Raw genomic sequence first — 19505 nt, 5'->3', positions numbered from 1 at the left:
GGATGGACGTCTTTCGATCCAGGGATCGCTAAGCGGGGGAGGGTTGAAGCGCTACACAGCGGGTCTTTTTCAGGTGCTCTCTACGCACCGGGAAACATGATCGGGTCATATGCTAATGAGTACATTGAACCAGAAGGGTGCGGATAAGTTTCCCGGTTCCCTTATTTGGGGCAATGTAGGTCGTGGGCAATAGAGTCGTCATGGTATGACCATGCCCCCTGCAAGACTGCTGCGCAGTCTGGAAAAGCGGGGGGAGTGCTGATTACCCTTATTTAGGCATATAAGCCAGTTGCCAGCGGCGTGGGATTTTCAGTGCGGCAAACCCCAAAACGGCAGAAAGCAAGCCGCTGAACAATAGAGCTTTCATACCCAGTTGCTGCTCAAGCAGGGCGCCGATCACCGCACCTGCAAACATGCCGGTCCAGGGTATCAACTGAACTCGCCATCCATTTCTTCGCTCTCCCAGCATCCACCGGCCTAATCCTCTGCCGAATCGTGAGAGTGCGCCTGTCACGTAAGTCAGGCCAATAGGGAAGCCATTGACCTCTTCGACGGCGGCGTTGAGCATGCCCATGGCGATAATAGCGGCCAACAGTGCTGGCAGTTGAGCGGTCAATGGCAAGGCTGCCGCAGCGGATAACAACGCAGCGATGCACAGCAGCAAGGGAAGGGCGCGTCGCCCCGTCATTCGGCTTACGACAATGCCCAGTGTATTGCCGCCGATAAACGTGGCAACGACGATAAGCAGTCGCAGCATAAGCCCGAAGTCGCCTTCGCTTATGGCCACGGCCAGGCGGGTGGTGTTGCCGCTCATGAACGATACGAAGTCACCGGTTGCCATAAAACCGATCGCATCCGTCATGCCTGCCAATACCGAGAGACCGGCAACCAGGCACAGGCCAACGCGCCCACGCCATTTCTGTGTGTGCAGCCGCGCGGGATTGGTAAGGATTTTAAGGGGGGAAGGCAGCATCAGCGTATCGGGCTCCTTGGGGGGATTCGTGAGGTCAAGGTGCTGGTATCGTCATATCTCAGCGCAGAGTATGAGGCAAAGCCCAGTGGATTTGAATTCGACGAATGCCTCTTCAAGGATTCCTTGCTTTTCGAGCGGGAGTTTTCGCGGTTGCGCCAACAGTCAACCTGTTCATTTTAAGGCGGCTTACCCACGCGAAGCATGGGTAAGCCGGATTACGTCGCCTTGACAGCGTTCATGCCTGGCTGTGTATTACCACAGCGGTACGATATAGCTCACGTAGAAGCGATTTTCGTCCTGCAGGGTCTGCCCGGTAATACTCGGGTTGGCCCTGGCGTTCTTCCAGGTAACACCCAGGCCCTTCAGTTTCCCCTCAGGCACTTGGTAGCTCAACGCAAGGTTGCGTTCCCATTCGCTGTCACCACCGCTGGCCACTCTGATCTGATCACCATGGGCATAAGTGGCTGCGAAGCCCAATCCTTTGACGCCCAACTGGCCAAAATCATACTTGTACTGCGCAAGCCAAGTACGCTCGCCGGCGTGTTGGAACTTGTTCAATTGCATGTTGGTCAGCGCTGGGGTGTCAGCGCCCGCACCCGGTCCCTGACGGGCGTCACCGCTGTTCAGGCCTGAGTCCAGGTAAGGGAAGTCGCTGTCGCCGGTGTTTTTCTGAAGGCCCAAACCTAAGGTGTGGCCTGCCAGGCTATAGCTTTCCATCAAGCTAATAGTCGACTGGTTGATCCGCCCTTTGCTCAGGCCATTACCGTAGTAGCCATTGGTTGCAAAGTCACTGTCGCCATTGGCGTTGCCGCCTATGCCCAGGCTGCGGTAACCACGGAAATCACTGGCGAGGCTACCGACGGGTAGTTGAGTGATGTGCTTGGCACCGATAAAGGCTTGCTGATAGTAATCCTGCAGGTTGGAGTACCACAGGCTCAATGTGGTGTCGGCAATGCCCGTGTAATCGGCGCCGCCATAGAGGAAGCGATCACTGAGTTTGGCGCCGCCACCGGTGATCATGCCACTGTCGTTGGTTTCGTTGCGGATTTTCGTCCGAATTATATCGCCACCGGTAAAGGTGAAGTCTGACAAATCCTTGGAAACCAACTGCGCCCCGGTATTGGTCTGGTGGTACAGACGCCCATCGGTATTGGCCAGCATCGGGTTGTTTTGATACAGCCCGCCCACACGCAACTCATCTTTAAGGAAGCGCATTTTGAGGGTAGGGGTCAGCACGGCGAAGTCGTTGGCGGACTTGCCGTTATCCAGCGGGAACATGCTACCAGGGTAACGGCTTTGATTGCTCTTGTCGTTCAGGTCGCCGCCGGAGTCGAGTTTGAGGCCATAGAAGCCCTCAACATCCAGACCAACGCCAACGGCGCCTTCGGTGTAGCCAGACTTGAAGTTGAGCTGAAAGCCCTGCCCCCAGTCACGGTAGCTTTTGGCTGCTTTACTAGGATTGTTATTGCCATCTATACCGCGACCCTGCTGATTAAGGTAGCGATTGAGCAACGTAAGGTCGGCATGGCTGTCGTCGATAAAATCCGCTTGAGCAGACATCACTACGCTGCCCAATATGGCGCCGACAATGGGTTTGTGCAGTTTCTTGATCATCATGGGTCTCGTTCACAGGGGTATTCAAACTGCCGATCAGCTACTCAAACGGCAGTATTGCGATGCTGGCGGTCAACGCCTTTATCTGTGCAATATTTTGAAACGCATTAGGAAACAATGACATGACAATCATGTGACAGGACGCTAAGAGGAATGTCGCATTGACCGATGCCTGAAAATCGAGGTTGGTAGGGGTAAAGCGGAGGGCGTTCTTTTAATTTTTCTTGCAGGGGATCTGATGTAACTAAATCCCCTTTAACCTGACGTCAATGTTTAGAGGCAGGTCGCCAGCGCGCTAAGCCTGCGCTCTGCAATCGAATTACTCAGTGCCTGGTAATAATTGACAGTTGTGCCGGACGCTCCACTGAGCACATCAACGAAGTACTCCGAACCCCTTGTGTAGACCGTGAGTTCTTTCTGGCTACCGGAATGTATAAACGCATCACCCTCTACGCCAAAAACTGACTCATCCTGCCAGGCGAACTGGATACATTGGGCGACGAGCTCGCCTGACTTCTGAGATAAAAACGTCTTGTACGGGCCTTGGGATCTGGCCTCATTCATGGCCGGCGCTGTACATCCCGCCAACATCCCCAAGGTCAGGGCAGCTATGAGCATCCGCATTATGCTTCCTCGTTCTGAAAGTGCCGACTTTAGCACTCCGCAGTCATGAGTCCACTTACTCCATGCACCCTTGCTTTTTTTGACCCAAATCAAGCCACTCACGGTCACCCGATATATGTTCACGTGACGCACGGACGCAAACTCTGAACACGAGTAGAGTCAAGCGGATGGTCAGATCAAGCACGACAACTACCCCCCACAGACACCCGCGTTTCGAGACCGCCGCACGGCTGACTTCGGGTGTGTTTATTGTCGTGAGTGTCGATCCGTGTTCCCGACCCGACCTTAATCATGAAAGGCCTGTTAAACAGGACATACGATGAAAGATTTCTCGCCTCTGGAGGCGAACGCCACTGCTGAGGTGGGCCTGAGCGAGTGTGAGGCCCAACTTCGTCTTGGCCGGGATGGCCCGAACGAGATGCCGGTTTCGCAACCACGAAGCGTGCTGCGTCTGGTTCGCCAGGTCGCGACTGAGCCGATGTTTCTGCTGTTGCTGGCGTGTGGGGCGCTCTACATGGTGCTGGGGGATGCCCAGGAAGCCTTGATGCTTCTGGGCTTCGTCTTTGTGGTCATGGGCATGAGCTTTGTCCAGCAGCGGCGCAGCGAGCGCTCGCTGGACGCTCTGCGCGATCTGTCCAGCCCGCAAGCCCAGGTCCAGCGCGACGGCCTAATACGCCGGATCGCGGCCAGAGAGCTGGTGCTGGGCGACATCGTGCTTCTCGCTGAAGGCGACCGGGTGCCTGCCGACCTGCAACTCATCGACGCACCGAACTTCGCGGTCGACGAGTCACTGCTGACAGGAGAGTCGGCATCGGTGGACAAGCATGCGTCGCCTTTGAACGTGATCGATGACGATAGGGCCATCGCACAGGATACAGCGGATCTGTCGCGGGCCTTTTCGGGCACGCTGGTCACGCGCGGCACTGCGCGTGGGCGGGTTATCGCTACTGGCGAGCGCAGCGCGCTGGGGCGCATCGGCCAATCGCTCGCGGGGATCGTAGTCGAGGCCACACCGATCCAGCAGGAGACGCGTTGGGTTGTCAAACGCGTGGCGCTCGTCGGCCTGGCACTGGCCGCTTCCCTCGCCGTTACCCACGCACTTATCCTCGGTAGCTGGTTGCAGGGTTTATTGGCCGGACTTACGTTGGCGATGGCCATCCTGCCCGAGGAGCTGCCGGTCGTGCTGACGCTCTTTCTGGGGCTGGGTGCCTGGCGTCTGGCTCGCGAGAAGGTACTGGCGCGTAGCATTCCCGCCATTGAATTGCTGGGGGCGACGACGGTGTTGTGCGTTGACAAGACTGGCACGCTGACCGAAAACCGAATGACGGTGCGGCGTCTGTGGTCCGAAGAGGCAATTTATGACACCTCGCAGGCGGGGGGAGCGGCACCGCTGCAGGACGAGTTGCATGGCCTGCTGGAGTACGCGGTGCTGGCGAGTCATCGCCGTGCGTTTGATCCGATGGAGTTGGCCATTGGTGAAGCCGGCCAGCGCCTGTTGGCGAATACCGAACACCTGCATGGCAACTGGACGCTCGTCGACGACTATCCGTTATCACCCGAAATGCTGGCAATGTCTCGGGTATGGCAAAGTCCGGACAAGGGCTCACCTGCCCGACTCATTGCGGCCAAAGGCGCGCCGGAGGCCATCGTCGATCTATGTCACCTGGATGCCACGCGCAGTGCTGTGATCGCCAGGCAGGTCTTGGCGATGGCGAGCGACGGCCTGCGCGTGCTGGGTGTCGCGCAGGCCACGTTTGATACAGAGGCGCTGCCGAAACTGCAGCACGACTTCGATTTCCAGTTCCTCGGGCTGGTTGCTCTGGAGGACCCGGTGCGGCCCGATGTGCCGCAGGCCATTGCGGAGTGCAAAGCCGCAGGCATACGCGTCGTGATGATGACGGGCGACCACCCGGCCACTGCGATCTCGATAGCGCGGCAGGCGGGCTTGAGTGCTGAGGCGCCAGTCATCACCGGGACTGAAATCGCTACATTGAGCGATGAGGCTCTGACTGCGCGCCTTGCCGACACGCACATCTTCTGCCGTGTGCAGCCCGATCAGAAGCTGCGCCTCGTGCGGGCATTCCGCGCTCGGGGCGATGTGGTCGCGATGACGGGCGACGGTGTCAACGACGCCCCGGCGCTGAAGGCCGCCGACATCGGCGTTGCCATGGGCGCGCGAGGCACCGAGGTCGCGCGCGAGGCCGCTGCACTGGTTTTATTGAACGACGACTTTGCCTCACTCGTGACGGCCGTTCGTTATGGTCGCCGGGTGTTCGCCAACCTGCGCAAAGCGATTGCCTTCGTGGTGGCGGCGCATGTCCCCATCGTCGGGTTGTCGATCCTGCCTGTATTGATCGGCTTGCCGATGCTGCTGATGCCGGTGCACATCCTCTTCCTGCAACTCATTATCGACCCCGCGTGTTCGGTAGTGTTCGAAGCCGAGGCGCTGGAGGCGGACGCGATGAAGGTTGCGCCACGGCGGACGGATCAGCGCCTGTTCGACAGGGCCTTGATGGTGCGTGGATTGTGGCAGGGGGGCGGTTTGCTGGTGTTGTTGCTGGGGACTTACGCGAGTGCGCACTTAATAGTGCCTTCTGATGCCGGTCGTGATGACATGGCGCGGGCGCTGACATTTGTCGTGCTGGTGCTATCGAACCTCGCCCTGATACAGGCCAATCGCTCTTGGGTCCATACCTCGTGGCACAGCAGCAGTGCCTCCAATCGGCAATTCGGCTGGATCGCGGCGGGAACGATCGCCATGTTGTGTGGGGTGCTTTTCGTACCCGCCATTAGCCGGCTGTTTTCGTTCGTGACGCCAACGCCTGTGTTGCTCGCGGCGGCACTCGGCGTCTCGATCGTGAGCCTGATCTGGTTCGAATGCGTCAAGTGGGGCCTTCGTGCCCGTTCAACCAACGCCGTTAAACCGAGCTGTCTGGATTGAGTATCAATACACTGCCGGGCATCTTGTAAAGAATGCGCTCTGCCGTGCTTCCGAGCAGATGCCCCAAGCTTCGGTGGTGTATCCGGCCCATAACGATAACGTCGATGTCTTGGCTCTCGGCAAAGCGGGCTAACACCTTGGAAGGGCTTCCCAACATAAAGTGACGGTTCTCCACCGGAACACCGTTGCGTTCAGCCAATGTATCGAAGGCTACGTTTTCCAGTTCGTACAATGTCGGTGTGGTCGGTGTCAGGTTTGAATCGAACATCATCGAGGCACTGGCGTAGCTATAATCCGCCGCATCAATCATCGACAGGTCATAGGCATACACCACATCAACTTGAGCGTTGCATTGAATGCCCAGTTTTAACGCTTCGTGAATGATCGTGTCATTGAACCCCGAATACTGATCATCGGGATGGAGTAGATCAACCGCTGCAACGATTCTGCGAGGCGTAGGGTTATGGCTCTTTGCAACGAAGTGCAAAGGGTAGGGACACTCGTGAAGCAACTGCAGGTCCAGGGTGGTAAATACAGCACGCTTTAATAACGACTCGTGTTGCAAATCCTTGATCACCAGATCAACAGGCATCTCGTGCAGGTATGTAAGCATTTCCTTCAGGGGATGTTCAGCCCACACCACTTCTGTCGTGACCTCTATGCCCAGATGACGTAGCGGATGCGCTTGCTCTTCCAGCCATTGACGATGGCGCTCGACATAGCTGTAGCGCATTTCTTCCAGTGCCCGTTCGTTGACCAGTCCGGCGGTCGCCAAGCCTTCCAGATAATCAAAGGCAACAATGTGCAGCGCAGCACCTTTAGCTTTTGCCAATGCTGTGGCGCGCTCAAACGCCGGGGTTTTATCCAGCAAAGGAGGAACAATGAGCATGAGTCGCTGTTGGTTGGTCATGATGCACCCCGGCGAAAAAGTCGTTAGTTGCCAGCGATAATAGCCGTTTAACGCAAGCATGTTCCGAGTCGTGGCGCAGTATTTGATGTGGATCAACCTTAATATAGCCAGTTGCGCAATCAACCTGATGTTCGCGGCGCTGATGATCCCGAACAGGCTCCAGGCCAACGGGCGCGTGGGCAGGCGAGGCTCGTCAGACATGCGCCAAGGGCAAGGCCCAATTTGGATAAGGCTGTATATCCATACAGATAAAGGTTGCTTCAACCCCCAACACTGCGCATGCTGCACCTCACCCCTCGACGCAATGAACGATGACGACCATGCGGCTCTTCCTGTGTGAAAAACCTTCCCAGGCCAAAGACATTGCCAAGGTGCTGGGCGCTAACAGGCGCGGCGATGGCTGCTGGGTGGGATCAAACGTCACGGTGACTTGGTGCATCGGTCATCTATTGGAGACCGCACCGCCAGACGCCTATGACGCCCGGTACAAACGTTGGGTCCTGGCCGATCTGCCGATCATACCCAAAGAGTGGAGAATGCTGGTCAAGCCGAAGACCGCAAGCCAGTTCAAGGCTGTCAAACGTTTGCTCGGTGAGGCCCGCGAGCTGGTCATTGCGACGGATGCCGATCGTGAAGGTGAAATGATTGCCCGCGAGTTGGTGGAGTACTGTCGGTATCGCGGGCCGATTCAACGGCTCTGGTTATCAGCCCTCGACGATGCGTCGATCCACAAGGCGCTGGCGGCGCTCAAGCCCGGTGCCGAGACATTTAGTCTCTATCATTCGGCGCTGGGCCGCTCGCGCGCTGACTGGTTGATTGGGATGAACATGAGTCGGTTATTCACCCTGCTTGGGCGCCAGTCCGGCTATCAGGGCGTGCTGCCGGTAGGGCGGGTACAGACACCGACCCTGCGTCTGGTGGTGGACCGCGACCGCAGCATTGCCGCTTTTGTGCCGGTTCCGTATTGGGCGATTGATGTGCAGCTACTCTGCGACGGCACGTATTTAACCGCCCAGTGGCGCGCGCACGAAGACACATGTGACGAGCACGGTCGCTGCTTGAACCAGGTACTGGCTCAAGAGGCTGCAGCCGCCATGACCAATGCCGCCAGCGCACGGGTGATCAAGTTGCGCACCGAGCGTATGCGCGAAGCACCGCCGTTGCTGTTCGATTTGGGTACTCTTCAGGAGGTGTGCTCCAAGAAACTGGGCTTTGGCGCTCAAGAAACCCTGGATATCGCCCAGGCACTTTATGAAACCCATAAAGTCATTACCTACCCGCGCAGTGATTGCGGCTATCTGCCGCTGAGCCAGCACAGCGAAGCGCCAGCGATCCTGGCAGCCTTGGGCCGTGCCGATCCGGGCTTGGTGGACCTGCTGAAACACGTAGACCCCAAGCGCCGCTCGCGGGCGTGGAACGACGCGAAGGTCAGTGCTCACCACGGCATCATCCCGACTGCCGCAACGATAGACCTTGGGCGCTTGGTAGGTAAGCATCGGGCGGTCTACTCCTTGATCCGGGCGCGCTATCTGGCGCAGTTTCTGCCGAACCACGCATACGACCGAACCCAAGCCGATTTTGATTGCGCCGAGCAGGCGTTGCGCGCGGTGGGCAAGGTGATCGTGGAGCCCGGTTGGCGGCGTGCACTTCCGCAAGCCGTGGCCCCCGCCAAAGGCCGCGAAGCGCCTCCCGCCCAAATTCTGCCGGCCCTGACCGAAGGGCAAGAGTGTGACGTAGCGGACGTGACGCTGAAAGACCTCTGGACCCAGCCGCCCAAGCCCTTCACCGAAGGCGATCTGATCAAGGGGATGAAGAACGTCGCCAAACTGGTAGACGATCCCCGTCTCAAGCAGAAACTCAAGGACACCACCGGCATCGGTACCGAGGCGACGCGCGCCGGGATCATTCAGGGATTGCTCAATCGGGGCTATCTGATCAAGCAGGGCAAGGCATTAGCCGCCACCCCGGCAGCCTTCAGCCTGATCGACGCCGTGCCCCGAGCCATCGCCGATCCCGGAACCACCGCCATCTGGGAGCAGGCGCTGGATATGGTTCAGAGCGGCGAGATGAGCCTGGAGGACTTTGTGGCCAAACAGTCAGCCTGGATGAGCAAACAAGTGGATCGTTGTGCTGGCTTGGGCCTGAGCATTGCCGGACCTGCGAGCCCGGCGGGTCGCGGCACTACGCCCTGGAAGAAGAAGCGCAGTGCAGCCGCACCCAAGACCGCGACCGCCAGTAAGCGCCGCAAAGCCAAATAGCCTGGCTTGATTGAGACGCGGGTCCCAAAAAACGGGTGATGGAGCGACCTCACCGAATCCACTGCGACGGGAGAAATAGGCAAAAGATGCAACGTTTGCCGCTGCAGGCGCTCATAGAAGTAGGCAACAGCGCAGACAGGATTGGTTCAAGGATGTTCATATCGCTTTAGGCATTCTTCTCCAATCCACCTTAAAGAGGGAGTGACTGAACAGATGACAACCCCGGACAAGCAGTATGTGGAGTGGCTGGTTGAGCAGTCGATGCTCAATGCCGCCAAGCAGCGCGCCAAATTGTATTCGGGGCAGGGCAGGCTCTGGCAGAGGCCTTATGCGCAGACTCGTCCCCGAGATGCTTCGGCCATTGCATCGGTCTGGTTCACCGCTTACCCGGCATCGATTGTGACCCGTGAGGGCGGCTCTGTGTTGGAGGCGCTTGCCGATGAGACGCTGTGGCACGCCTTGTCCGAAATCGGTATTGAAGGCATTCACAACGGCCCACTCAAAACCTCCGGTGGTTTGCAAGGGCGTCTTCGTACACCCAGCATTGATGGCAACTTCGACAGGATCAGTTTCGAGATCGATCCAGAGTTGGGCACCGACGCGCAATTTCAAAGTTTGAGCCGCATCGCCGCTGCGCACAACGCCGTCATCATCGACGATGTGATCCCCTCTCACACGGGCAAAGGCGCTGATTTTCGTCTGGCTGAAATGGCTTACGAAGACTATCCAGGCCTCTACCACATGGTCGAGATCAGGGAAGAGGACTGGCACCTGTTACCTGACATTCCGCAAGGTCGGGATGCGGTGAATCTCACGCCGGAAATCGTCGATTGTCTCAGAGACAAGCATTACATCGTGGGGCAATTGCAGCGGGTTATTTTCTTCGAGCCGGGTATCAAGGATACCGATTGGAGTGCCACGTCGGTGGTTCAGGGCGTGGACGGAAAGGACCGGCGCTGGGTGTATCTGCACTATTTCAAAGAAGGCCAGCCATCACTCAATTGGCTGGACCCAAGCTTTGCCGCACAACAGATGATCATCGGCGATGCGTTGCATGCCATCGATGTCATGGGCGCACGGGTCTTGCGTCTCGACGCCAATGGTTTTCTCGGGGTCGAGCGCAAGGCTGAAGGCAATGCCTGGTCAGAGAGTCACCCGTTGTCGATCACCGGTAATCAACTGCTGGGCGGGGCCATTCGCAAAGCCGGAGGGTTCAGCTTTCAGGAGCTGAACCTGACCCTGGATGACATCGCCGCCATGTCCCACGGCGGTGCCGATCTGTCCTACGACTTCATTACCCGACCGGCTTATCAGCACGCGTTACTGACCGGCAATACTGAGTTCTTGCGCCTGATGCTGCGTCAGGTCCATGTGTTCGGGATTGATCCTGCGTCGCTGATTCACGCGCTGCAAAACCATGATGAGTTGACCCTTGAACTGGTGCACTTCTGGACGCTGCACGCCCACGATACTTATCACTATCAGGGGCAGACCTTCCCCGGAAACATCTTGCGCGAACACATCCGCGAAGAAATGTACGAACGGCTGGCAGGGGAGCACGCGCCCTACAATCTCAAGTTCGTCACTAACGGCGTGTCCTGCACCACGGCCAGTATCATCACGGCCGCCTTGGGCATTCGGGACCTTGAGGCCATCACTGAGGCAGACATTCAGCGGATCCAGCACATTCATGTGCTGTTGGTGATGTACAACGCGATGCAGCCGGGGGTTTTCGCCTTGTCCGGCTGGGACTTGGTGGGCGCGCTGACACTGCCGGCCGAACAGGTTCAACATTTGATGCAGGACGGCGATACGCGCTGGATTCATCGGGGGGCTTACGATCTGGTCGACCTCGACCCTGACGCGGAGTTTTCGGCCGGCAACATGCCGCGTCCGAAGACCCTATACGGCAGCCTGGTCGATCAATTGCAGCGGCCGGACTCCTTTGTTTCTCTGCTCAAGAAAATACTGGCTGTGCGGCGCGCGTATGACATCGCCGCCAGTCGCCAGATTTTGATCCCTGACGTGCAGCATCCAGGTCTGCTGATCATGGTTCACGAACTGCCAGCCGGGAAGGGCACCCAGATCACCGCACTGAACTTCAGTGCTGAACCCGTCGTCGAGACCTTGCATCTGCCCGACATCGCCCCCGGCCCGGTCGTTGACATCATCAATGAACGAGTCGAGGGGGATCTGACCGAGCAAGGCGAATTCACCATCACCCTGGACGCTTATGAAGGCCTCGCGTTACGGGTGGTGAGTACATCGCCGATGGTTTGAGGATAACCGGCTGGCTTCGCTCCTATGGTCCATAGGTTTACTGACCCTAGGGGCGCTCTGGGGCCGTTTGCCCAAACAGGATTTTCTTGCCGTCCTCGGTGACGGCAGGGCGGCTAGAGAAGGGTTCGCCTTTGGCGTAAGCCCGTATCGTCGCCGGACGGGCTTGCACGGCTTCAAACCAGCGACGCAGGTTGGGGAAGTCTTCAAGGTTCTGTTGCTGTTGTTTCCATGGGACAACCCAAGGGTAAGATGCCATGTCCGCGATGGTGTAGTGCTCGCCGGCAATAAACTCCCGACCGGCCAGCCGACGGTCGAGCACGCCGTACAGTCGCTTCGTCTCGTTGACGTAGCGATTGATCGCGTAAGGGATTTTTTCGGGCGCATAGAGGCCGAAGTGATGGTTTTGTCCAGCCATGGGGCCCAAGCCGCCTACTTGCCAGAACAGCCACTCAGACACGGTTTTACGACCGCGAACATCGCTGGGCAGGAATAGCCCGGTCTTCTCCGCGAGGTACATCAGGATGGCGCCAGATTCAAAAATCGTTATTGGCTCACCGCCGTCCGCCGGTGCAGTGTCGATGATGGCGGGCATTCTGTTGTTGGGCGAGAAAGCCAGAAACTCTGGTTTGAACTGATCGCCCGCACTGATATCGACCGGGTGGAGGGTGTAATCCAGCCCGGCCTCTTCGAGAAATAGGGTGATTTTATGGCCATTGGGGGTGGGCCAGTAATAGAGCTCAATCATGGCGGATGCTTCCCATTGCAGTGGTGTGATGGTCGAGTAGGGCGAGGGCTGGACGCACCAAGCCTTCCAGCAGGTCGCGCTCTGGCCGTGCGCGGGCGAGGACGCGAATGCCCAGTAGGACGCCCAGAAGAAGGCGCGCCAAGTCATCGGCAGGCTGTGAGGTGGAAATTGCCCCGGTGTGCTGACCCGTTACCACGCACCGGCGAAAAAAAGCCTCCATCTGTGTGAAGACTTCGGCAATGGCGCGTTGGAACTCCGGGTCAAGGGGGGAGGCTTCGAGCGCCCCGTTCACCAGCATGCAGCCTTTGTTCTGCGGGTCGTTCAGGGACCGTTCGATGATTTCGCTAAAGAATGCACCAATCGCTTCACGCGGGGGCAGCTTCTCCAGACGATTGATGCGCTCAACCAGGCGTTGCTCCAGATAGTGGTCCAGCGCGCGTCGATACAGTAAACGCTTATCACCGAACGCGTTGTAAAGGCTGGCGCCCGTGATCCCCATTTTCTGGGCAAGGTCGCGAATCGAGGTCGCTTCATACCCTCGTACCCAGAAGCATTGCACGGCTGCATCGAGCACTGCGGCTTCATCAAATTCTCTTGGTCGAGCCATCTCGCGGTTCCTCAGCATGCGGCAGACAAAGCTGTTGCCCCTTTGTCGTTTCCAAACTATTCTAAATCAATCGTTCTAGAACGCAAAGGCGAGCAGCACCCCCGAGTTCCGCGCCATCTTGCTCTACCTCAGTGAGAAAACCGGACGCTTTATCGGCACGCCTGTTGATCTTCCCGAGCTGCTGTCGTGGCTGTTGTTCATCTGCACGGGCCAGGCCTTGCATTTCCAATACGCAGCGCCAAGATGCTAGTCTCGGATTTAACCATGCATCCATGACCCTATTCCCTGTCGCGACGTATTCAACCTATTAATTGCCCCTTGGCGTGCGTTATCCATGGCTATCAATTTCGACCTGAACGATCTCCAGGCTTTCCGCGCCGTGGTGGAAAAAGGCAGCTTTGGAAAAGCTGCCGAAGCGATTCATATTTCTCAGCCCGCCCTGAGCCGACGTATCGAAAAGCTTGAGGGTGCATTGGGCGTCAAGCTGTTTGAACGCACCACTCGCCGTGTCAGTCTGACCATGGTCGGGCGTGCGTTCGCACCGCGTGCCGAACGTTTGCTCGACGACCTCGACGACGCATTACTGGGTATCAGCGATGTCGCGTCGACACGCCTGGGCCATGTCACGATCGCATGTGTGCCGTCGGCGGCCTATTACTTCATGCCGCGGGTGGTCGCTCGCTATCATCAGCTCTACCCAAAAATCAGAGTAAGGGTGCTTGATGCCAGCGCTCACGATGTACACGACGCGGTGGTCAGTGGCGAAGCCGATCTGGGCCTCAGTTTCATGGGTAATCTGGATGTCGGGCTTGAGTTTGAGTTATTGGTACAGGATACCTATGTGCTGGCCTGCCGCCGTGACCATGCACTGGCGAGTCGGGAGGCCGTGACGTGGAGCGAGTTTTTTGAGCACGACTACATTGCGGTAGATAAAACGTCAGGCAATCGCTTCCTGCTCGATCAGGCGCTGATTCACATTAAACCGGCGCGGCCGAGTGTCTGCGAAACACGGCATGTGGTGACGATGCTGGGGTTGGTCGAGGCGGGCCTGGGGATTGCTGCCGCGCCAGCGATGGCGGTGCCGACCGCCGGACATCCGATTTTAATGAGTGTGCCGCTGACCGCGCCGCAGGTGATACGTAGCGTTGGCTTGATCAAGCGCCGGGGGCGCACGTTGACGCCGGCGGCGCTGGAGCTGGAGCGACTGATTGTCGAGATGAAAGCGCTGCCGCCGTCAGTCCAGGGGCCGACGGCGGTGCATTAAGACTGCGTGCCGTCAGTTATGGCTGACGGAATCGAGTCCGGTCGCACGCACCTCCGATTGGACGCCAGGTGATGCAAGGTAATCGAGCAAGGCCTTTGCTTGCTGTGGATTCTGGGCATCGACAGGGATCCCTGCGGCGAAGCGCGTGACCGACTGCAGCGACTCCGGGATCTTGCCAATGAAGATTACGCCGGAAACCGGTAGCAGTTCGCTGACCTGCTGGAAGCCCAGTTCGTAGTCGCCTGTTGCGACCACGGAGGCGACTGGGGTTTTCACAATCATCTTGGATTTTGGCTGCAATTGGCTTTCGACTCCCAGGCGCTTGAACAGTTGATCCTGGATATATACTCCGCTGGCGCTGTCGGAGTAAGCGACTGAGCGAGCCTTGAGTAAGGCCGCTTTGAGTTGGTCTTCGGACGCGATTTTCGGCGTGTCCGCCCCTGCACGTACGACGGCACCGATTCTCGAATCTGCAAGCTCGACCCGTGAGCCAGGTATCACTTTGCCTTGCTTGATCAGATCGTCGAGTGCATACCCGACCATGATCACCACGTCAGCTTTTTCACCGCGCTCAAGCCTATTGGGAATGGCTTCAGGCGCCTTGCCCATGGATGGACCCAGCGTGGTATCCAGCGTATTGCCGGTGTCTGCGGCGAATTTTGGGCTAAGTGCCTTATAAGCAGCGGTAAAGCCGCCGGACGTCATCACGTGGATTTCGGCGGCGTGCACTGCCGCCGTCATGCTCAGGCTGCCGAGCAATACCCATGCGGCAAATCTCAAACATTGTGCTTTCATAAACTGTTTCTCCACGCCGGGAAGTAAGGCTTATTACACTGCAAGGCGCAGTTGCACGGCTTTGCTGCGGTACAGAAACAGAGTCGCGGACAACGCGCAGACGGCGGCAAAACTCATCCAGTAGCCGGGTGCTGCCTTGTCACCGGTGAGGTGGATAAGTGCCGTGGAAATGGCCGGTGTGAAACCGCCGAACACCGCAGTGGCAAGGCTGTAGGCCAAGGAAAAACCAGCGACGCGAACTTCAACGGGCATAATTTCGGTCAGGGCCGCGATCATTGCCCCGTTGTACATGCCGTATAGAAAGGACAACCACAACAGCGTTTCCAGCATATGGCCGAAGCTGGGTGCCTGGGCCAGAAATGACAGGGCAGGGTAGGACGTAACAATGGCCAGCGCGGCCATGGTCACAAGCACTGGTCGCCGCCCGACGCGGTCAGACAGCGCGCCGCCGATAGGCAGCCAGATGAAGTTAGAGACCCCCACCAACAGCGTCACCATCAAGGCATCGGCGGTGCTCAGGTTGAGTACGGTCTTGCCGAAAGTCGGCGCATAGACAGTGATCAGGTAAAAAGCCGTGGTGGTCATCGCGACCATCAGCATGCCTGCGACGACGATCCCCCAGTTCTGCATCAAGGTATTGAACACTTCACGCATGGTCGGGCGGTGCGTGCGCGCAGAAAACTCTTCGGTTTCCTCAAGTTTGCTGCGCAGGACGAAGATGAACGGGACGATCAGGCAACCTATCAGGAAGGGCACGCGCCAGCCCCAATCGGCGATCATCGATGAAGGCATCCACTGGTTCAAGGCGAAGCCTAGCCCGGCAGCGACGATGATCGCGACCTGCTGGCTTGCCGACTGCCAACTGGTGAAAAAGCCCTTTTTACCGGGAGTCGCCATCTCGGCCAGGTACACCGAAACGCCCCCCAATTCTGCGCCTGCAGAGAAACCTTGAAGCAAGCGCCCGATCAGCACCAGGGCCGGAGCCAGCAGGCCGATGCTCTCGTAGCCCGGTACCAACACGATCAGAATGGTGCCGCTGGCCATGATTGATAGCGTGACGATTAGTCCCTTGCGGCGGCCGACGTCATCGATATAGGCACCTAGAATGACTGCGCCCAGCGGGCGCATGAGAAACCCTGCACCGAACACGGCGAAGGTCATCATCAACGATGCAAATTCGCTGCTCGCCGGGAAAAAGGCGGCTGCGATATAGGTGGCATAAAAACCGAAGAGGAAGAAATCGAACTGCTCGAGAAAGTTACCTGACGTTACCCGGAAAACCGCACTTGCTTTGGAACGGGCGGACGCTGTTACGCTTTGAGTTGAGCCCATCTACTTGTCTCCCGACACTTTTATGCATGCACCTGGCGTGCACGATTGTTATAGGAGCGAATAGTGTCTGAGAGGGGCTGAGTTGAGAAATGCATAGTTCGCATTCATTGATGCGTCATACGTATAAATAATCGGGATAAGCTTGGCGCTGGCAGTCCGGTCCGGCATGCCTTGAGTGGCAGGGGGTGCAGTGTCGGCACGGCCCCGCACAATCAAAAAAATCTGCTCAAACCGCTGCTTTCATCAGTGCCGCACACGCGGTTTTATAGGCCTCGTGCTGATATTTGTTTAGCGAGGTGGCCAGTGCAAAGTCATGTTTTTTATGTTGAGCGCTGACGGTTTGCGGCGAAACGAGGGACACCTCGCACTGACTCAGGAGCTGTAAAATCCCTTCGATTTTGAAGGTGGTCGGGCCGCCCGCGAATTCGCCTTTTTTGCTGCGTTTCTTGATCGCGATGTGGTCGATACCGTGATCACGAACAAACGCCTCGACGAGGGCCGCGAACGCTTTGACGTTCGCCGACTCGTCATCGTCCTCAAGGGTGATTTTTTTTGTGGTCAGAGGCAGATGTTCAAACGCGTTATTTTGACGCGTGGCGACAGCGAAAATGGCTTCGCTGCCTTTGATTTCGATACCGCAGATTTTCATGTGGCTGCCTTGCGCAAGTTAAAAGGCAGTCATTTTCTTCTCTTTTTTCATCGATGGCTAACTGATAAACACTCCGCGCGCCATGCCTGCGGCTGCCACGAGTATGACGATGATCAGACCCACTTCGATGTGGCTGATTTTGGAGTACAGCTGGGCGCGCCGGGTATCGATCGGGGTGCCATTTTTAAACGCGTTGCGCCACTTGATCAGGGCAACCATAGGCGCGATTTCAAGCAGGATGATCGCAATGAACGCCGTCATCTTCAGGTGAAACAGCGGTTGATGCAGATAGTAGAAGGTTCCCTTCTCAAGCCCGCCAAATGCACGCAACACCCCGGTTACCAGCAGCACTGCTACAGCAATACCCCAGAAGTTGTCGGCCACAAACACATCCCTAAGCTTGGAGGGGTTGGTGCGGCTCAGCCGCCGCAAAGATCTTCCACGGCTGAGTACCGCCCCCAGTGCAACGCCGTATGCCAATAGATGCAGTGTTGCCAGGAACCATTTGAAGAGCATGGTTGTGAATCTCCATTCATGACGATAAAAAAACAATCTATCCAGCAGCCGGTATTCAAGTCGTAGTGTACTGTTCGACATTTTGCCCGAACCTCACACTGTTCCGGGCTTTCATTGACGAGCAGCTCTTGCTGCGGTTTGCAGGAACATTGCATCGGAGCGCCGTCCGTTGACCCGGGCTTTCAGGAGAGGAAACAAACACGGTCGGCAAGTCCGAAAGTATCCTTGATTACTCTTTCGGCTGAATCCCTGCCTGCCTCATGGTCAGGTTTTTCTGAATCTTGTATTGCACGGCAACTTGCGGGGCCGGGTTGCTTTTCCCTGTTTCCATCCAATTGCGCAAACGAGTCGCATCGGCGAAGTGAGTGTATTTGCCGAATGCATCGAGAATCACCACCGACACCGGCCGATTGGCCATCGTGGTCAACAACACCAGGCAGTGGCCCGCTTGATTGGTGAACCCGGTCTTGGTCAGGGTGATGTTCCAGTTGGATTTTCTGATCAGGTGGTCGGTGTTGCTAAAGCCCAGGCTGTAGGTGGGCTTATGGAATGTCACGGTTTTTTCGGGGGTGGTGCTCAGTTCGCTCAGCATGGGGTATTTGCGCGAGGCGAGTACCAGTTTGGTCAGGTCGCGGGCGGTGGACACGTTGTAGATGGACAAACCGGTGGGCTCGACATAGACCGTATGCTTCATACCCAGCGCCTTGGCCTTGGCATTCATCGCCAGGATGAACGCGTTATAGCCACCCGGATAACTGTGAGCGAGGCTCGCCGCGGCCCGGTTTTCCGAGGACATCAGGGAAATCAATAGCATGTTCTTGCGGTCTAGCTGACTGCCTAGCTTGACCCTGGAGAACACACCTTTCATTTCCTTGGTGTTGGTGATCGACACTGGAATCATTTCGTCCATGGGCAGTTTCGCGTCCAGCGTCACCATGGCCGTCATCAGCTTGGTCACCGAGGCGATAGGGACGACGATGTCCGGGTTGCTCGAATACAATACTTTGTCGGTTTGCAGGTCAACCACCATGGAGCTGCCCGAGGCCAGGTGAAGTTGTGAAGGGTCGCGATTAAGAGGGGCGGGTTCATTTGCCAACGCGCTCTGAGAGAGTGCGGCGCCTGTATATACAAATAATAGGCTCAGAATGGAATGACGAATTTTCACGAGCTGGGCTCACTAATAATGGAATATGCCGTTTAACACGGGGTCTCTACGCAAACACTTCATTTTATGAGCACGCTCCGGGCGCTGTCGATGGGTCTTGTCGGTTGAATTCAGGTTTAGAGCAGCAATGCGCTTTTATAGGTGAAAAAACCACGATTGCTAACCAAAACCAGCAATAGACATGGTGTCTGACGAGCACACCGATTAGCATCCTGTGCGGTTAATGCCACGTGTTCTCAAACGACTCAGGAGTCGCGCAATGCCCAAGAGTTTTATCAGCAAGGATTACCTCGCACTGGTAATAGTAGCGGCTGTGGTTGCAGTGCTCTTGCTTGGGGTTGGTTTTTTTCAGAAATCTGCGGATTGGGCGGGCTGGATTCAGGCGACCGGTCTTATTGTTGGCTTGATGGTCGCGATAGCGGTGCCGGGCATTCAGAAAAAGCAGGACGCTGCGAGCCAGCACAAACTAATGCGTGAGCGGGAGGTGGGGTACGCTCGCCGACTGCAATACTTGTGCGGTGAGCTCAATGAGCTGCTGGCAAAAATCAATATTAACCTGACGCATCTTCGCGCCACCGACAGGCATCGGCTGCAGCATACCCTTCAGGATTTCCTGCATCGCTTGTTCGAATCGCATAAGCGTGATCTGAATGATGACCGTGTGGTGATTGCTCACGAACTGCGGCAGGTGGCTAACGAGTTGGTCGATGAGCTTGAGAGCGGCCGTGCAGATCGAGTGGTCATGATGAATCTGGATAAGCGCCTGCAAAAACTGGCGCACCGGACTCAGGTCAATGCGGCAATGGCTGAGCGTCTCTGATCAGACTTTTTG

Annotated in this window: 16 protein-coding genes; 5 read left to right on the top strand and 11 right to left on the bottom strand. The window is 57.1% G+C overall.

The features are described from left to right. Positions 1-268 precede the first annotated feature (268 nt). The 3 genes from RGU44_RS09935 to RGU44_RS09925 all read right to left on the bottom strand — a co-directional run bounded on the left by RGU44_RS09935 (position 269) and on the right by RGU44_RS09925 (position 3211). Positions 269-973 (bottom strand): YoaK family protein, encoded by a 705-nt coding sequence (locus tag RGU44_RS09935; RefSeq protein WP_322178630.1) that lies wholly within the window; start codon positions 971-973, stop codon positions 269-271. A 252-nt stretch (positions 974-1225) separates the two neighbouring features. Then, a complete protein-coding gene (locus RGU44_RS09930) occupies positions 1226-2587 on the bottom strand; it encodes an OprD family outer membrane porin (RefSeq protein ID WP_322178631.1) in 1362 nt (453 codons plus the stop codon). A 273-nt stretch (positions 2588-2860) separates the two neighbouring features. After that, the gene (locus RGU44_RS09925; RefSeq protein WP_322178632.1) at positions 2861-3211 is read right to left on the bottom strand and encodes a hypothetical protein; all 351 of its coding nucleotides are present in this window, start codon (positions 3209-3211) and stop codon (positions 2861-2863) included. Between the two features lie 319 nt (positions 3212-3530). On the opposite strand from RGU44_RS09925, the gene RGU44_RS09920 reads away from it, so the two are divergent. Further along, the gene (locus RGU44_RS09920; RefSeq protein ID WP_322216946.1) at positions 3531-6152 is read left to right on the top strand and encodes a cation-translocating P-type ATPase; all 2622 of its coding nucleotides are present in this window, start codon (positions 3531-3533) and stop codon (positions 6150-6152) included. Here the strand turns inward: RGU44_RS09920 and RGU44_RS09915 are convergent. Then, positions 6130-7062 (bottom strand): universal stress protein, encoded by a 933-nt coding sequence (locus RGU44_RS09915; protein WP_322183093.1) that lies wholly within the window; start codon positions 7060-7062, stop codon positions 6130-6132. The genes RGU44_RS09920 and RGU44_RS09915 overlap by 23 nt on opposite strands. Before the next feature lie 320 nt (positions 7063-7382). Between RGU44_RS09915 and RGU44_RS09910 the strand changes: the two genes are divergently transcribed. Together RGU44_RS09910 and treS are read left to right on the top strand one after the other, a co-directional pair. After that, positions 7383-9320: a DNA topoisomerase III gene (locus tag RGU44_RS09910; RefSeq protein WP_322216943.1), complete on the top strand. Its 1938-nt coding sequence runs from the start codon at positions 7383-7385 to the stop codon at positions 9318-9320. 213 nt (positions 9321-9533) lie between these two features. Beyond that, positions 9534-11600: a maltose alpha-D-glucosyltransferase gene (treS, locus tag RGU44_RS09905; RefSeq protein ID WP_322178635.1), complete on the top strand. Its 2067-nt coding sequence runs from the start codon at positions 9534-9536 to the stop codon at positions 11598-11600. A 46-nt stretch (positions 11601-11646) separates the two neighbouring features. Here the strand turns inward: treS and RGU44_RS09900 are convergent, their stop codons facing one another. Together RGU44_RS09900 and RGU44_RS09895 are read right to left on the bottom strand one after the other, a co-directional pair. Further along, positions 11647-12345 (bottom strand): glutathione binding-like protein, encoded by a 699-nt coding sequence (locus RGU44_RS09900; RefSeq protein ID WP_322216941.1) that lies wholly within the window; start codon positions 12343-12345, stop codon positions 11647-11649. After that, positions 12338-12952, bottom strand: a complete 615-nt coding sequence (locus RGU44_RS09895) for a TetR/AcrR family transcriptional regulator (protein WP_322216939.1) — start codon at positions 12950-12952, stop codon at positions 12338-12340. The genes RGU44_RS09900 and RGU44_RS09895 overlap by 8 nt, the downstream gene beginning before the upstream one ends. Before the next feature lie 334 nt (positions 12953-13286). Here RGU44_RS09895 and RGU44_RS09890 point away from each other — a divergent pair, with 334 nt between their 5' ends. Beyond that, entirely contained in the window at positions 13287-14216 is a 930-nt protein-coding gene (locus RGU44_RS09890) for a LysR family transcriptional regulator (protein WP_322216936.1), read from the top strand. A 12-nt stretch (positions 14217-14228) separates the two neighbouring features. Here the strand turns inward: RGU44_RS09890 and RGU44_RS09885 are convergent, their stop codons facing one another. The 5 genes from RGU44_RS09885 to pbpG form a co-directional block, all read right to left on the bottom strand. Beyond that, entirely contained in the window at positions 14229-14957 is a 729-nt protein-coding gene (locus RGU44_RS09885; RefSeq protein ID WP_416194638.1) for a substrate-binding domain-containing protein, read from the bottom strand. Positions 14958-15044: 87 nt separating this feature from the next. After that, positions 15045-16343 (bottom strand): MFS transporter, encoded by a 1299-nt coding sequence (locus RGU44_RS09880; protein WP_322178640.1) that lies wholly within the window; start codon positions 16341-16343, stop codon positions 15045-15047. A gap of 226 nt (positions 16344-16569) precedes the next feature. Then, positions 16570-16992: a DUF3010 family protein gene (locus RGU44_RS09875; protein ID WP_322178641.1), complete on the bottom strand. Its 423-nt coding sequence runs from the start codon at positions 16990-16992 to the stop codon at positions 16570-16572. 57 nt (positions 16993-17049) lie between these two features. Next, the gene (locus RGU44_RS09870) at positions 17050-17508 is read right to left on the bottom strand and encodes a DUF2214 family protein (RefSeq protein WP_322183095.1); all 459 of its coding nucleotides are present in this window, start codon (positions 17506-17508) and stop codon (positions 17050-17052) included. 229 nt (positions 17509-17737) lie between these two features. Further along, positions 17738-18673, bottom strand: coding sequence for a D-alanyl-D-alanine endopeptidase (gene pbpG, locus RGU44_RS09865; RefSeq protein WP_322178642.1), 936 nt, complete (start codon positions 18671-18673; stop codon positions 17738-17740). Positions 18674-18932: 259 nt separating this feature from the next. Between pbpG and RGU44_RS09860 the strand changes: the two genes are divergently transcribed. Beyond that, the gene (locus RGU44_RS09860) at positions 18933-19493 is read left to right on the top strand and encodes a hypothetical protein (protein ID WP_322178643.1); all 561 of its coding nucleotides are present in this window, start codon (positions 18933-18935) and stop codon (positions 19491-19493) included. Positions 19494-19505 lie beyond the last annotated feature (12 nt).

The sequence above is a fragment of the Pseudomonas sp. 5C2 genome (genome assembly GCF_034314155.1).
Lineage (GTDB): Bacteria > Pseudomonadota > Gammaproteobacteria > Pseudomonadales > Pseudomonadaceae > Aquipseudomonas.
The sequence above is the reverse complement of the archived record's forward strand: the minus strand, read 5'-3'. Positions and strand labels throughout refer to the sequence as shown.

Coding starts and splice junctions, on each gene's coding strand:
- RGU44_RS09920 (WP_322216946.1), top strand. CDS start 3,531: ATGAAAGATTTCTCGCCTCTGGAGGCGAACGCCACTGCTGAGGTGGGC.
- RGU44_RS09895 (WP_322216939.1), bottom strand. CDS start 12,952: ATGGCTCGACCAAGAGAATTTGATGAAGCCGCAGTGCTCGATGCAGCC.
- RGU44_RS09875 (WP_322178641.1), bottom strand. CDS start 16,992: ATGAAAATCTGCGGTATCGAAATCAAAGGCAGCGAAGCCATTTTCGCT.
- RGU44_RS09930 (WP_322178631.1), bottom strand. CDS start 2,587: ATGATCAAGAAACTGCACAAACCCATTGTCGGCGCCATATTGGGCAGC.
- RGU44_RS09910 (WP_322216943.1), top strand. CDS start 7,383: ATGCGGCTCTTCCTGTGTGAAAAACCTTCCCAGGCCAAAGACATTGCC.
- RGU44_RS09915 (WP_322183093.1), bottom strand. CDS start 7,062: ATGACCAACCAACAGCGACTCATGCTCATTGTTCCTCCTTTGCTGGAT.
- RGU44_RS09900 (WP_322216941.1), bottom strand. CDS start 12,345: ATGATTGAGCTCTATTACTGGCCCACCCCCAATGGCCATAAAATCACC.
- RGU44_RS09880 (WP_322178640.1), bottom strand. CDS start 16,343: ATGGGCTCAACTCAAAGCGTAACAGCGTCCGCCCGTTCCAAAGCAAGT.
- RGU44_RS09890 (WP_322216936.1), top strand. CDS start 13,287: ATGGCTATCAATTTCGACCTGAACGATCTCCAGGCTTTCCGCGCCGTG.
- RGU44_RS09935 (WP_322178630.1), bottom strand. CDS start 973: ATGCTGCCTTCCCCCCTTAAAATCCTTACCAATCCCGCGCGGCTGCAC.
- RGU44_RS09925 (WP_322178632.1), bottom strand. CDS start 3,211: ATGCGGATGCTCATAGCTGCCCTGACCTTGGGGATGTTGGCGGGATGT.
- treS (WP_322178635.1), top strand. CDS start 9,534: ATGACAACCCCGGACAAGCAGTATGTGGAGTGGCTGGTTGAGCAGTCG.
- RGU44_RS09860 (WP_322178643.1), top strand. CDS start 18,933: ATGCCCAAGAGTTTTATCAGCAAGGATTACCTCGCACTGGTAATAGTA.
- RGU44_RS09885 (WP_416194638.1), bottom strand. CDS start 14,957: ATGACGGCGGCAGTGCACGCCGCCGAAATCCACGTGATGACGTCCGGC.
- RGU44_RS09870 (WP_322183095.1), bottom strand. CDS start 17,508: ATGCTCTTCAAATGGTTCCTGGCAACACTGCATCTATTGGCATACGGC.